Genomic DNA, 13,655 nt, shown 5'->3' with positions numbered 1-13,655 from the left:
GTGTATTCGTTTGGCGAACAGCAAATCGTCCTTAACCCTGAAGCAAAAGGTAGGGCAAATGTTCATTTGCGGCTTTGAAGGTACAGAGCCGACGAAGGAAATGATTCAGTTAATCGAAGAGTACGGTCTCAGGCGGTGTCATTTATTTTCGGCGAAATGTAGAGGATGCGCATCAAATGGCGCACTTATCGCGCAAGCTTCAAGACATCAGCAGGAAGCGCGGCGGGGAGCCGCTCTTTATTGCCGTCGATCAAGAAGGCGGCATGGTTTCGAGAATTGAAAAAGGAGCAACGCTGCTTCCCGGTAATATGGCCCTAGGAGCCGCGTTTGCCCCTGCTGGCGTCTATGCAGGTTCGAAGGTCATGGGCAAGGAGCTTCGCCAAATGGGTATCAATATGAACTTCGCGCCTTGTCTGGATATCAACAATAACAGGCTAAATCCGGTAATCGGAGTGAGGTCATACGGAGAAACCGCGGCGCTAGTCAGCGATATGGGAACACGGGCGGTGAAGGGCCTGCAAGATACCGGCGTAATCGCTACGGTTAAGCATTTTCCCGGTCATGGAGATACCTCGGAAGACTCCCATCTTGATTTGCCGATCGTGCCTCATAGTATGGAACGCTTGATGGAGCTGGAGCTGGCACCCTTTGTGAAGGCCATTGAAGGCGGCGTGGATGCGATTATGACGGCGCATGTCGTATTCCCTGCCATGGAAGAGAGCGGTGTTCCGTCAACGCTTTCCCATCGCATCTTGACAGGGCTGCTGCGGGAGCAGCTTGGCTTCAAGGGGCTGATCATTACGGACTGTCTGGAGATGAAGGCCATCTCGGAAGGAATTGGCGTTGCGGAGGGAGCAGTCCGGGCAATCGAGGCCGGAGCGGATATCATTTTGGTGAGCCATATGTTTCAGCGGCAAACGGCTGCGCTTGAGGCGGTCATTGCCGCTGTGGAAAGCGGGCGCATCCCCGAGTCCAGAATCGATGAATCGCTGCTTCGGATTATGATGAGCAAGGTTAAGCGCGGCATTCAATTTGATCAATTGGAACCGTTACCTGAAGGGGACATCTCAACGGAGGAGCATCAGGTGCTGGCGAAGGAGCTTAGCCGCAGAAGCATCACATTAGTGAAAGACGATGCCGGAGCCTCTTTTGATATTCAGGAGCCTACGGTTGTTATATGGACGGAGGTAAGGTCTGGAACGGAGATCGACGAAGTTGTCGAAAGGGAAGGGACCCTTGGCAATATATTAAGCGACTTAGCAGGTACGCCCATTGAAGAAGTGTACATCGGGATCAACCCGTCCGAGGAAGATCGGCAGACCGCTTTGGAAGCTGCTGCGAGGCACAAACAAGTCATTGTCGTCACGTATAATGCCACCTTCTCTCCGGGTCAAACCCAGCTCGTTCGTAAGTTAGCTCAGAGCAAAGACATTCGTCTGATCGTGGCCGCGGGGCGTAATCCGTATGATCTGCTGGAATTCCCGGAGGTTCCGACTTATTATGCATGCTATGAGAATCGCGCCCTTGCCATGGAGTCGTTGGCTCATATTCTCCTCGGGCATGATAAGCCGGTCGGCCGTCTACCCGTTACCCTTTCGGAGGAGTATCCGATCGGTTGGAGACACGAATAGAATCCTTTCCTTCGCTTAGGACATCGCTGCGCGGAGGAAGGATTTTTTTGTGAATGAGAGCATCGAGGGCAGCTTTGAAAGTTCATGGAAAATAATGAAGGATTGATAAAAGGACAGGGGTATGATAACTTAAATCCACAGTGAAGAGCTTGACTTTGGAGTGGAACCTATGCATAGCTTGATGTACCCGATTATCCTTCAACTTTTACCCGCATTTGTACTCTTTTACATAGGCATTGAGATCTACATGAGGAACCCGGCTAGCAAGCAGCACAGTCTAGCTATGGTTCTGTTTGCGGCGCTTAGTCTGCTATATGTAGGGGACTTCCTTGTTGCCGTGCTACCGCTAAATGTGGTCTCGCAAGCATTTTATTACATTAAATATCCCGCTGTGTTTTTAACCATCGCAATTGGCATTTATTTTTTTCAAGCTATCAGCCAATATAGTCTACGGCGGTACTGGCAGGTTCTGATCGGCACGCCACCGCTTCTGTTGATGATCCTCGTCTTGATAAGACCGAAGTGGATCGTTATTTCTATATTGTTCGATGGGAATTGGCGAGAAGAGCACTTTAATGCGCCTTTCGCTATGATTTTACTTGCTATCGTTGTTTACTGCTTCTTCTGGATTTTCTTCTTTCTATATGCAGCTTATAAACGAATGAAGGATTTCCAAGTCATTATTAAAGAGAGGAAACGCATTCGTTTTATTTTTCAAGGCTGCTTGATTACCCTTATTTACTTAGTCATTACAATCGCAATGAACATAGTCGCGTCCTTCCTGAATATTTCCATCTACTTTTCATTACCGTCGCTATGCGTGCTGATCTGGGCCGTTACGATTCGCTATGCGATGGTTAAATACGATTTTTTGGCCTCGGCTGGAAGAAGATATGAGCTGCTGTACGATTTATCTCCGAACGGCATCGTCCTGATCGATGATCAAATCAAGGTTATTGATACCAATGTTTCCTTTTTGAAACAATTCTGCGGACGGCAAGAACCGGTAGGCATGGTATTTACCGAACTGTTTACTGAAGGTGAGCAGGAGAGATTTCTTGAGGTATATGGTCATTCCTATTCGATGCTGCAACCGTTCCAGTTCGAAACGGAGATTTGTTGTGAGAACAGTGATAAGCATTACATCCTGATGAACGGCGACCATTTGGAAATCGAAGGACAAGTCATTACGCTACTCGTCCTTCAAGATATGACCGCACAAAAAAGGAATGAGGAAAGGCTCTCGCAACTCGCGTATCGGGACGAGCTCACAGGACTGGATAACCGCAGACTTTTCCGCGAAAAGCTGCATCGTGAGCTGGAGGCTTCCGAGATTAAGCTGGACAAGCTGGCGATTCTCTTGATCGACCTGGATCAATTCAAATGGATCAACGATACGTTAGGTCATTCTGCGGGGGATCATCTGTTGGAGCAAGTTGCAAGAAGATTGGAAGAAGGCTTGCTAGTTGACGGGGTTGTTGCGCGCTTGGGCGGCGATGAGTTTGCGGTTATGCTCCCTCATATCGCTAAGGAAGAGGAAGTAGGCCAATATGCTGCAAAATTGCAAAAGAGCTTCGAGCGGCCGTTTCTGATTTACGGAACCTCATACAAAGTGACGGTCAGCATCGGGATCAGCATGGCGCCCTATGACGGGCATGATGTGGAGACGCTGCTACGCAATGCTGATACCGCCATGTATGTGGCCAAAAAGAGGGGACGCAATCAATATTATTGGTTTACCCAGCAATTTAAAACGCAGGCCGACCAACATTTAAAGCTGGCGAATGGGCTTTCTCATGCTTTGGCTGCCGATGAATTGACCTTGTATTATCAGCCGCAAATCGATATCCAAAGCAATAAGGTATACGGTGTTGAGGCCCTGGTCAGATGGAATTCAGCAGAGCTTGGGGCAGTATCGCCTGCCGTATTTATTCCGATTGCGGAGGAAACAGGAGCTATCCTGCCCATTGGGGCTTGGGTGCTGCGAACAGCCATGAAGCAAGCGAAGAAGTGGACGGAAGAAGGCTTTAAGGATTTGGTGGTGTCGGTGAATATTTCCGCGCACCAGCTCATTGAGCCGGAGTTTGCCCATTATGTAGCGGATTTCATGCAGGAATACGGCTTAGATGCCCGCCATTTATGCTTGGAGATTACGGAGAGTGCCGCGATATCCGATCTGGAGACATCCTACAAGGTGTGCACGGAATTGGTGGAGCTAGGTGTAAAGTTGGCCATTGACGATTTTGGTGTCGGACATTCTTCCTTAAGCATGCTGAATAAATTTCCTTTCCAATTCATTAAGCTGGACAGGTCGCTGGTGCAGGACATTGCCACAAGCAGCCGCGATTATGCGATCATTCGCACCGTCATCGAGTTATCCGGGCACCTTGGCATGCAGGTCGTGGCAGAGGGAGTGGAAACTAGAGAGCAGGCGGAGCTGCTTCGCACACTGAACTGCCCGGAAGCGCAGGGCTATTTATACGGCAGGCCCATGCCTCTGGAGCAAATTACAGCATATCTGCGAAGCCATACTTGATACAAAGAACCCTCTGAGGCGATGAGCGCCAAAGAGGGTTTGTTCGTTTTTATGCAGCAGCTTGGATTTAGAAAAACGTGATTCCGGATTCCTTATACGTATCGATTAATCCCTCGGAGACGTTGGAATCACTGATAATCCCGCTGGTTTCCTGGACATCTCCGATGACAAACAAGGAGCTCCGGCTGAATTTGCTGTGATCTGCTACCAAATAGGTATCTACGGATCTCCGCATCATGCAGCGATTGGTCTCTGCTTCAAGCTCGTTGTAGATCATCATGCCGCGGGAGAGGGAGACGCCGTCGACACCCATGAAGGTTTTGCGTATGCTTAGGTTTTCCAGCGTTTTGTTCGCCAGAGGACCGGATAATTCAAAGGTTTGCGTACGAATCACGCCGCCTGTAACAATTAATTGCAGCCCGGGGGTGCCGATCAGCTCATATGCGATATTCACCGCATTGGTAATGACCGTCAAATTTTTAAACTGATTCAGCTTCTTGGCAATAAAGGTGGTGGTGGTCCCGCCTGTAAGTCCGATAATATCTCCGTCTTCGATGAAACGAATCGCCTTTTCGGCAATTTCCTTCTTTTCTTCCGTTAGCAAATCCATCTTTTTGAAAAAGGGGACTTCCACCTTTAAGCTCTCCAGTACAGCCCCGCCAAAAGTCCGGATGCAGCGCTTTTCCTGCTCGAGTATTTCGAGATCTCTTCTCGCAGTAGCTTCCGAAACGGCAAACTGCTGCACGATATCGGTAAGAGCAATAGCGCCTTTATCTTTAATGATCTGCATGATCGCATCTCGGCGAATATCTGTCTTTCCCATGGATCCTCCTCAGATTGAAGCCATATTGGTTATCTTATCATGCGGCTTGATGAATCGTCCATTTTAGAATAAGCTTCTACATAATAGCGGGAGGAGTGGGGTAATGAAATATTCGATCTGTATCGGCGCTTATCCGGGCAAGGATGCTGTCTATCATTTGGAAAAAATCAAGGAGCACGATCTGCAGGGCCTTGAGCTCTATCAATGGTGGAATCTCGGGGATTTGCGCACGTTTGCGGCAGAACAGCAACGCATCGGCAAAGGCATTATTGCGACTTGTACGAAAGTCTTTAATCTGGTCGACCCAGCCTTTCGGGAGGCCTATGTGGAAGGTCTTCGCGAGACGATTGCGGCTTGCCGCATGCTTCATATTTCTTCGATCATTACACAAACCGGAAGTGAGCTCCCTGGCATTCCAAGAGAAGTTCAGAGAGAGGCGATGATTGAGACGCTAAAAAGATGCGCGCCGCTCCTTGAGGAGGCAAATATAGTGCTGGAAATCGAGCCGCTGAACGGCTTGGTGGACCACCCGGGTCACTTCCTTCAGAGGTCGGATGAATCGGCTGCGGTTATTGAGGCAGTGGGCAGCAGGCATGTGAAATTGGTGTTCGACGTGTACCATCAACAAATCACGGAAGGCAACGTCATACGCAATTTGACTGCGTACAAGGAGCATATTCACCACTATCATATTGCCGATAATCCGGGTAGAAATGAGCCGGGTACAGGCGAGCTGAACTATATCCCGATTTTGAAGGCGATTCAGCAAACAGGATTTGACGGCTATGTCGGTCTGGAGTGCAAATACTCGATGGACACGGATGTCGCTATTGAACAGTTTAAGGAGCGTATTGCTTCGAACATATAAGGTACATAAACTGATGAACGGCCCGTATATACTGCGGGCCGTTCAGTTTGTTGATAAAGTAGGTTCCATTACAAGCTTCAGTAGCTTTTCTCCGATCGCTGTTGACATTTTGTTATTTCATTGAAATAAAGGCCTTATAAGGTGATAACAAACTGTCTAAGGCGACCGCTGCGCTTCTCCGAAAACTACTGATCTCTTCATTCCAGTGTATCAACTGTCTGAACGGCCCGTATATACTAAGGGCCGTTGTTTGATGGATGCTACTAGCTAATGCTGTTCGGCTGAATATCCGCTAGTTGACTATCTATCCTACTGTTTGTCTGACCATCTATCTTTCACCACTCTGTTAGACGATCCTATCTAACTTCCGTTTCCAAATCAAGCCAAGCTATTTCCTGCGAAGTAAGCTTCAGCTGCGCACCTTCATGGCAGGACCTCATCTCCTGGCCATTACGCGGACCGATCAGCGCGCAAGCGGGGAAGGGCTGGTTCAGTACGTAAGCGAGTGCGATTTGAATCGTGCTTACGCCTTTCTCATGAGCCAGCTGCTCGGCACGGCGAAGCCGCTGCCAATTATCGTCGCTGTAAAATACGCGGACCAGGTCGGCATTGTCTCTAATCTCTGGCGTGTATCTCCCTGTGAAAAATCCTCTTGCTTGAGCCGACCAGGACAGCAAAGGAAATTGATTCGCTTCATGCCACTGCAGCGTCTTACTGTCTGCGGAAACGCAGCCATGCCAGAACGGTTCGTTCGCTTTGGCAAGGCTCAGATTCGGGCTGCTGAAGCTGAAGCCGGTCAGCTGATGCTGCTTCGCGTAATCGGCTGCCTCTTGAATGCGCTCATGCGTCCAGTTGGACGCTCCGAAGGCGCGGATGGTTCCTGCCTCGAGCTGCTCATTCAGTGCCTCAATAATAGGTCCGACCGGTACCTGCGGATCGTCCCGATGCAGTGCGTACAAATCCACATAATCGGTTCGCAACCGTTCCAGACTAGTCATAAGGTCGCTACGAATGGCTTCCGAGGTTACTCTTGGACCGTTCTGATCATGATGAGCGCCTTTGGTAAAAATATTCATGCGCTCCCGGCTGCCTGTGGCCTCCAGCCATTTGCCGATCGCTTGCTCACTCTCGCCTCCGCAATAGATAAAGGCTGTATCGATCGTGTTGCCGCCGATGGCTGTGTATTCTTCTAGGATGCTGTGTACTTCATCTTCATTATTGAGTCGGAAGAAATCCGAACCCATAATCAATTGGGAGACAGGACGATTCAGCCCCTCGATAGTAATGCTTCTCATGGAAATCCCAGCCTTTCAATTGGAAATCAGGAAAGTACGATTCGGGAACGTTCTTCTGCAGATTTCAAGCAAGCGTCAATAACTTTCATGTTCTTCACGGCATCAGCAGGCTCGAAGCGCATCGGCTTCTTTCCCCAAGCCGCATAGGCGATGTCGTCAGCTTGAAGCGCATACTGATTCAAGTAAGGGACCTGCTCTTCTCTTCGTCCATCAGCCCCAATTACATAAAAGCTGCCGCTTTCTTCCGTTGGTGTGATAAATGCCGAAGGAATCTCAATGCGTCCACGCGTGCCCAGCACCTCAACGGTATTGCGGAAGTCCGCCCACATGCCGCAGTCGAAGGTAAGCGCGACACCGCCGCTGAATTCTACGAGTCCGGACATCATCATATCTACGTTATCGTGCTGAGGGGAGAAGAAGGCATGGGTTGTAACCGCCTCCGGCTCTTCCCCAAGAATCATTCGAGCCGCGCTGATCGGATAGCAGCCTACATCGTAAAGGGAGCCGCCGCCCATTTCCTTGACGAACCTCACATTGGCTGCATCATCCGGATTGTTGAACGTAAATGCGGCATGAATGCCTCGAATCTCTCCGATTTCACCGGATGCGATAATTTCTTTCACTCGAGCATAACGGGGGTGGTGGCGGTACATGAACGCTTCAGCGAACAGTACGCCGGCCTTCTCGCAGGCTGCGACCATTTCTTCCGTCTCGGCGGCTGTTAACGAGGCCGGTTTTTCGCACAGGACATGCTTCCCTGCCTCAGCAGCTCGAATCGTCCATTCCTTATGCAAATGATTGGGAAGCGGTATGTAAATAGCATCCACGTTCGGATCGGCAAGCAGCTCCTCATAGGTGCCATAGGCTGTAGGGATGTTCAGGGATTCAGCAGTCTCCTTGGATTTCTGCAGATTACGGCTGGCAATGGCGGTCACGACGCCGGTTTCCGAATTTTGAATGCCTGGAATGCAGGCGCGAATCGCAATATTGGCACAGCCGAGAATTCCCCAACGCAGTTTGGACATAGACATCAACACACTCCAATTCAATATTTTAGTATCACTATATTGTCATTATAAAAGCTGCTATATAAAATGAAAATAATAATATATTGCATTGGATATCGGAATATTGTCATTGGAGGTTCCTGATGTATAGACATGTGATGCTGCCAACGCTGACCAACTCGGCGTTTTTTATTTTTCCGGAGTCGGTGGGCTGGTACCAGAATGTCCCCCATCACGGCGTGAACCGGGAGGAGGGTGCCTGGGCAAGCTATAGCCTGCATTTTATCACTTCGGGTAAAGGATATGTGGAGCTTGAAGGGACGGTACATACGCTGCAAAAAGGCGATGCTTTCTTGTACTTCCCTTATCAAAAGCAAAGGTACTACAGCAGCGAGGAAGATCCCTGGGAAGTAAGATGGGTGCACTTTTACGGAGCTCATTTAAAAGATTTTTTGGTAGGCGAGGGATTTTATCGTCCGCTTTGGACGCTCAAACGGTGGAAGGAGCTGGAGGATGCTTTTCAGGAGCTGCTGCTGGAGGCGGAAGCCAACAATATACTTCGCCCTACGAAGCTGACAGCTCTGACATATACGATTCTGACTGAATTTATGAGCTTTGCCGCTCCGCTCACCGGTTCAAGCAGAGGGACGGAGTCGATTGATCGCATCCTGAAGCTGCTGCCCCACATGCAGCAAAAGGCTTGTGAGCCTTTTACACTGGAAACTTGGGCAGAGATGGCGGAGGTGAGCTCGTATTATTTTTGCAAATTGTTCCGCAAGGCGACGTCTATGACCCCGCTCAATTTTATTACCCTGTGCCGGATCCAGTATGCCAAACAAAGGTTGATTGAGGATGAAAGCTGTCCCGTTAAGGAGATAGCCAGTGCTGCCGGTTACCCGAGCGCGAGCTACTTCAATCAGCGGTTTCAGGAACAGGAGGGAATGACCCCTAGCGAGTTCAGGCAGCTGTATGCCAGGGGTCAGTGATGACGAGAAGGAGAGTCCCAAAGAAATTACTGGTACTATCTGCATTTAGTACTTCTAGAAATTGGCTTAACGAGGTAACCTAACCCTATAGATGTGTGTAAAGGGGTTGAATATGTTGAGTACAAGGGAAGAAGAACAGAGTCATTGGCTCAGCCGCGGTATTCTTTTTGGCAAAAACCGCATCCTGCAGGTCATCATCACCGCGTTTACGCTTATATGGATTTATTTGGCGATAAAGCCATACAGCCGTTACGACTGGGTATTGGAAAATTTGTTAATATGGGCTGCGGTAGTGTTCCTGGCGGTCATGTACCGGTTCTTTCGCTTTTCGAATCTGTCGTACCTGCTGATTGCGATATTTTTATATCTTCATGCGGTGGGGGCCCACTATTCTTACAATGAGAATATCGTGGATGTATGGATGAAGCAGCTGTTTCACGCCAAACGGGATAATTTCGACCGCGTCGTTCACTTCAGCTACGGCCTGCTGCTCGCATATCCGCTTCGGGAAGCGCTGAAAGTCTGGACCAAGTTAGGCAATGCCTGGTTGAATGTATTAACATGCATGATCATATTAGCAACGGGAGCGTTCTACGAGTTGATCGAAATGTGGGTAGCGATGATCGTGGCTCCGGAGATCGGCACCTTATTCTTGGGCACACAAGGAGATCCTTGGGATTCGCAGCATGATATGGAGTTGGCTTTGTATGGTTCGATATTGGCCATGGTTGTTGCGGCGGTAGTCAGGAGGATTAGATTAAATGCATATCCCCATTCATAAAGTGACACCATAATCTTGGTTAGCATTGGTAAGATTGGGGGACGCTGGACTCATGGATAACTTTAGAAGCCAAATGCGGAACAGACGTTATATGGCCCACGTCAGTATATTAGGAACAACTCAGCTCCATAAGCGAAATCCAATTACTTTAGCCTGTTGGTCGATGGCTTTTCCCGGTTTTGGGCATTTGCTCCTAAATAAATACTTGCGTGGCTATGCGCTGATTATGTGGGAGATGTTTATTAACCAAAAAATACATTTGAATTTAGCCATGGTTTCTACATTTAACGGCGAATTTCAGGCAGCCAGAGACGTGTTGGATCCTAAATTCATGTCACTTTATATCCCGGTTTACTTATTTGCCATTTATGATAGTTATCGATCAGCTGTTGATATGAACAAAATTTATCTTCTGGCTAAAAGGGAAAAAGGACAGTTTACTCAGTTTAGCATCGGAGCACTGGAGATCAATTACCTCGATAAACGGAAGCCATGGTTAGCCGCCGTATGGTCCATAGGCATTCCTAGCCTTGGACAGCTGTACCTGCATCGTATTGTTTTAGCTGCATTTATTTTACTGAGTACGATTGTAATCGTATGGGAATCCAATATAATTCTGGCCTTGCACAATCTAGTCTTAGGGGATATAGCCACCTCTTCAGCTGTTCTCGATAAGCAATGGCTCATGTATTTCCCCTCCTTTTATTTCTTCACCATTTATGATGCTTATACGAACACGGTAGAAAATAACAAGCTGTTTGATGATGCTCAAAGACAATTCCTTATTGAAAATTACCAGCCTGCCGGACATCTCATTACAATTGGAGATGCATAACGATGCAAATATTTGCCACTTTTGAGTATTCGGCCTTTCTTGAAATTGCGATTACAGAACTTGAGGAAAAGGGAATAACAGCCATTTACGCAGTGCCGCTTGATTTACGTAAAAAAGAGCCGAGACTTCTTGATAGTATCCATCGGGCTGATGGACTTTCATTTATTGATAAGGGAATGATTTTTGCCTTTATGTTTGGAACCATCGGTGCCAGCAAAGGGTTTGTATGGCAAGGAGGCCCCATTATTTGGGGAATTGCCGGTGCAATGTTAGGCTTTCTTATCGGAACTGCCCTGAGTTGGATCATGTACCTCATGAAACGAAACAAAAGGCAGCTTCAACTTAAAAAGGGCAAAAAAGGAGAAGTCATACTGATTGTTTCGTGTGAGGACAATCAAGCATCAGTTGTAGAAGATATACTGTGGGACCATAGAGCACTTGGCTTGGCTAGGACCAAATAAGAAGCTAGGTAAGAAGCTAAGCCGGGCTTCCTCCTTGCTTACAAAGTTTGCTTCGAGGCCGCATGTGCTGTCCAAGACTAAAAATTGCATTCCTCTGCCTGTAAGACCATTTTGTGATGGATACCGGTTCGGTTATAATAATTCTTATGGCTGAATTTTGGCACAAAATGGATGGAAGGCGAGGCGAGAGGCATGACGACGGAACGAAATCAAAATGAAATCATCATGTACATCGGATCGTATACCGATCACCAGAACAAAGCGGGAATCCGATTGTGCAGCTTCGATACCGAAAGCGGGAGCATAAGGGAATTGAAGCTTATGAGCTTGAAAATGCTTCGTATCTGGCTGTTGATGCGCAGCGGCATAGACTTTATGCGGTTAGTGAGACGGAAGTATACGAAGGTAAGTACGGCGGCTCTGCCGCTGCCTACACAATCGATAAGGAGTCCGGGAAGCTGGACAAGCTGAATCAGCAGCCTACGCACGGCGCAGCTCCCTGCTATATCAGCTCGGACGCTACGGGACAAAGTGTCTATGTGGCCAACTACCTGGCTGGGAATGTGACGGTGTTTCCGGTTACAACGGACGGCAGTCTTGGCAAGCATAGCCAGCTGATTCAACACCAAGGCACGCTCGGTCCGAACGCGGCTCGGCAGGAGCACGCGCACGCGCACTCAATCGTGCCGGACCCGCGGAACCGCTTCGCGGTATCCGCAGACCTCGGACTCGACCGCTTGCTCGTGTCGATCATCGATGAGGCGGCGCACAAGCTGACGCCGCACGAAGAAACCGCCATGGCGCCGGGCGCAGGCCCGCGCCATGTGGTTTTCACCGCAGACAGCCGCTTCGCATATGCGGTGAACGAGCTCGGCAGCACGGTGACGGTGCTGGCGTATAACGCGGAAGCGGGCGTGTTGACGCCGCTTCAGAACGTGTCCACGCTGCCCGCGGACTACAGCGGCAGCAACATCTGCGCGGACATCCATCTGTCTCCGGATGGCCGCTATGTGTATGCGTCCAACCGCGGACACGACAGTATCGCGGTTTATGCCGTTGACGAGCAGCGCGGGACGCTGTCGCTCGAGCAGCTGCAGGAGACGCACGGCCATACACCGCGCAACTTTGCCTTATCGCCGCAGGGAGACTTCCTGCTGGCGGCGAACCAGGATTCGGACACGATCGTCGTGTTCCGAATTAACAAAGTATTAGGTCTGTTGACCGAGGCCGGACAGACCTTACAAGTGCCCAAGCCGGTGTGCATCAAATTTCTCTAGCATGGATACATCAAAATGAAGCCCCCCTGGTTGACTATACAGTCTGCCAGGGGGGCTTTCGATTGACGATTTAGTAAGCGCCGCGGATATGCGCGTGCACGCTTTGCTCGTACCAAGCGCGAAGCTTGGCTTGCTCTTCAGCTGTAAACGAAGGAACGTTCGCAGCTTGCAGATTGTCCATCACCTGCGCAGTGTTCTTGAAGCCCGGGATGACGCAGCTGACGGCTTCCTGATCCAGCAGCCAGCGCAGCGATGCGCGTGTCATGCTTTCGCGGCCCTCGGCGATCCAAGCCAGTTCGCGGCTCAGCTCGAGTCCTTTGGCGAAGCCAAGGCCTGCGAACGTCTCGCCGACGTTGAAGTGCTCGCCGTTCTCATTGAAGCTGCGGTGGTCGTCGGACTCGAACGTCGTTTGCTCCTTGAACTTGCCTGTCAGCAGTCCGCTGGCTAGAGGCAAACGGGCGAGTATGCCGACGCCTTTGGCATGGGCGGCAGGAAGCAGCTGCTCAAGCGGCTTTTGTCTAAACAGGTTGAGAATCACCTGCAGCGCACGGACGTTAGGCTGCTCCAGACAGAACAAGCCTTCCTCGACGGTTTCAACGCTTACGCCGTAGTGGCGGATTTTGCCTTCCGCTTGAAGCTTGTCAAGCACCTCAAACACAGCTCCTTGCTTCAAAATTTCAAAAGGAGGGCAGTGGATTTGATATAAATCGATCGCTTCACGCTTCAACCGTTTCAAGCTGGCTTCACAGAAAGCGCGTACCCGTTCTTCGGAATACGTGGCAGGGTCGTGAATGTCCGCACTGCGGCAAAACTTGGTGGCGATATGGATTTCGCTTTCGCGGCCGGCCGTTGCTTGGGCCAGCAGTTCTTCACTGTGACCGTCCCCATATACGTCCGCCGTATCGAAAAAGTTCACGCCTTCTTCCATAGCTTGATGGAGCGCTTTCAAGGAATCCGCATCATTCACGTTTCCCCATGAGCCGCCGATGGCCCACGTACCGAAGCTGATTTCACTTACCTGGATACCAGTATTGCCTAATGGTCTGTATTTCACCTGTGTACCTCCTATAGTCGTTTTTCCAATTTGAATTTCATTCAGATGTTATGAACGCGCGTGCATTTCTGTTATAGATCATAAACTTCAGAGGCTTTTCC

Annotated in this window: 12 protein-coding genes; 8 read left to right on the top strand and 4 right to left on the bottom strand. The window is 49.5% G+C overall.

What is annotated here, in order from left to right; all coding sequences use genetic code 11:
• The first annotated feature begins 176 nt into the window (after window positions 1-176).
• Together L0M14_RS19420 and L0M14_RS19415 are read left to right on the top strand one after the other, a co-directional pair.
• Complete coding sequence (locus tag L0M14_RS19420; RefSeq protein WP_311198741.1) at window positions 177-1,631, top strand: glycoside hydrolase family 3 protein; 1,455 nt, start codon at window positions 177-179, stop codon at window positions 1,629-1,631.
• A gap of 169 nt (window positions 1,632-1,800) precedes the next feature.
• A complete protein-coding gene (locus L0M14_RS19415) occupies window positions 1,801-4,167 on the top strand; it encodes an EAL domain-containing protein (RefSeq protein ID WP_235118257.1) in 2,367 nt (788 codons plus the stop codon).
• A 67-nt stretch (window positions 4,168-4,234) separates the two neighbouring features.
• Here L0M14_RS19415 and L0M14_RS19410 read toward each other — a convergent pair whose 3' ends face one another.
• On the bottom strand, window positions 4,235-4,990 hold the full coding sequence (locus L0M14_RS19410; protein ID WP_235118256.1) for a DeoR/GlpR family DNA-binding transcription regulator: 756 nt from the start codon (window positions 4,988-4,990) through the stop codon (window positions 4,235-4,237).
• A 103-nt stretch (window positions 4,991-5,093) separates the two neighbouring features.
• Here L0M14_RS19410 and L0M14_RS19405 point away from each other — a divergent pair, with 103 nt between their 5' ends.
• Complete coding sequence (locus tag L0M14_RS19405) at window positions 5,094-5,858, top strand: TIM barrel protein (protein WP_235118255.1); 765 nt, start codon at window positions 5,094-5,096, stop codon at window positions 5,856-5,858.
• A 356-nt stretch (window positions 5,859-6,214) separates the two neighbouring features.
• Here the strand turns inward: L0M14_RS19405 and L0M14_RS19400 are convergent, their stop codons facing one another.
• A complete protein-coding gene (locus L0M14_RS19400; RefSeq protein ID WP_235118254.1) occupies window positions 6,215-7,153 on the bottom strand; it encodes an aldo/keto reductase in 939 nt (312 codons plus the stop codon).
• Between the two features lie 26 nt (window positions 7,154-7,179).
• Window positions 7,180-8,184 (bottom strand): Gfo/Idh/MocA family protein, encoded by a 1,005-nt coding sequence (locus L0M14_RS19395; protein ID WP_235118253.1) that lies wholly within the window; start codon window positions 8,182-8,184, stop codon window positions 7,180-7,182.
• Between the two features lie 119 nt (window positions 8,185-8,303).
• Here L0M14_RS19395 and L0M14_RS19390 point away from each other — a divergent pair, with 119 nt between their 5' ends.
• From L0M14_RS19390 to L0M14_RS19370, 5 genes are all read left to right on the top strand, one after another.
• A complete protein-coding gene (locus L0M14_RS19390) occupies window positions 8,304-9,146 on the top strand; it encodes a helix-turn-helix transcriptional regulator (RefSeq protein ID WP_235118252.1) in 843 nt (280 codons plus the stop codon).
• A gap of 112 nt (window positions 9,147-9,258) precedes the next feature.
• Window positions 9,259-9,927, top strand: coding sequence for a DUF2238 domain-containing protein (locus tag L0M14_RS19385; RefSeq protein ID WP_235118251.1), 669 nt, complete (start codon window positions 9,259-9,261; stop codon window positions 9,925-9,927).
• A gap of 52 nt (window positions 9,928-9,979) precedes the next feature.
• Window positions 9,980-10,762 carry a hypothetical protein gene (locus L0M14_RS19380; RefSeq protein ID WP_235118250.1) on the top strand — a complete coding sequence of 261 codons (783 nt, stop codon included), beginning with the start codon at window positions 9,980-9,982 and terminating at the stop codon, window positions 10,760-10,762.
• A gap of 2 nt (window positions 10,763-10,764) precedes the next feature.
• Window positions 10,765-11,223: a hypothetical protein gene (locus L0M14_RS19375; protein ID WP_235118249.1), complete on the top strand. Its 459-nt coding sequence runs from the start codon at window positions 10,765-10,767 to the stop codon at window positions 11,221-11,223.
• Between the two features lie 275 nt (window positions 11,224-11,498).
• Window positions 11,499-12,500, top strand: coding sequence for a lactonase family protein (locus L0M14_RS19370; protein WP_235118248.1), 1,002 nt, complete (start codon window positions 11,499-11,501; stop codon window positions 12,498-12,500).
• Between the two features lie 70 nt (window positions 12,501-12,570).
• Here the strand turns inward: L0M14_RS19370 and L0M14_RS19365 are convergent, their stop codons facing one another.
• Window positions 12,571-13,554, bottom strand: a complete 984-nt coding sequence (locus tag L0M14_RS19365; protein ID WP_235118247.1) for an aldo/keto reductase — start codon at window positions 13,552-13,554, stop codon at window positions 12,571-12,573.
• Between the last annotated feature and the right edge of the window lie 101 nt (window positions 13,555-13,655).

It is taken from the genome of Paenibacillus hexagrammi, assembly GCF_021513275.1.
Classification (GTDB): Bacteria; Bacillota; Bacilli; order Paenibacillales; family NBRC-103111; genus Paenibacillus_E; species Paenibacillus_E hexagrammi.
Note: the sequence above shows the minus strand (reverse complement) of the source record. Positions and strands in the feature narration are given on the sequence as shown.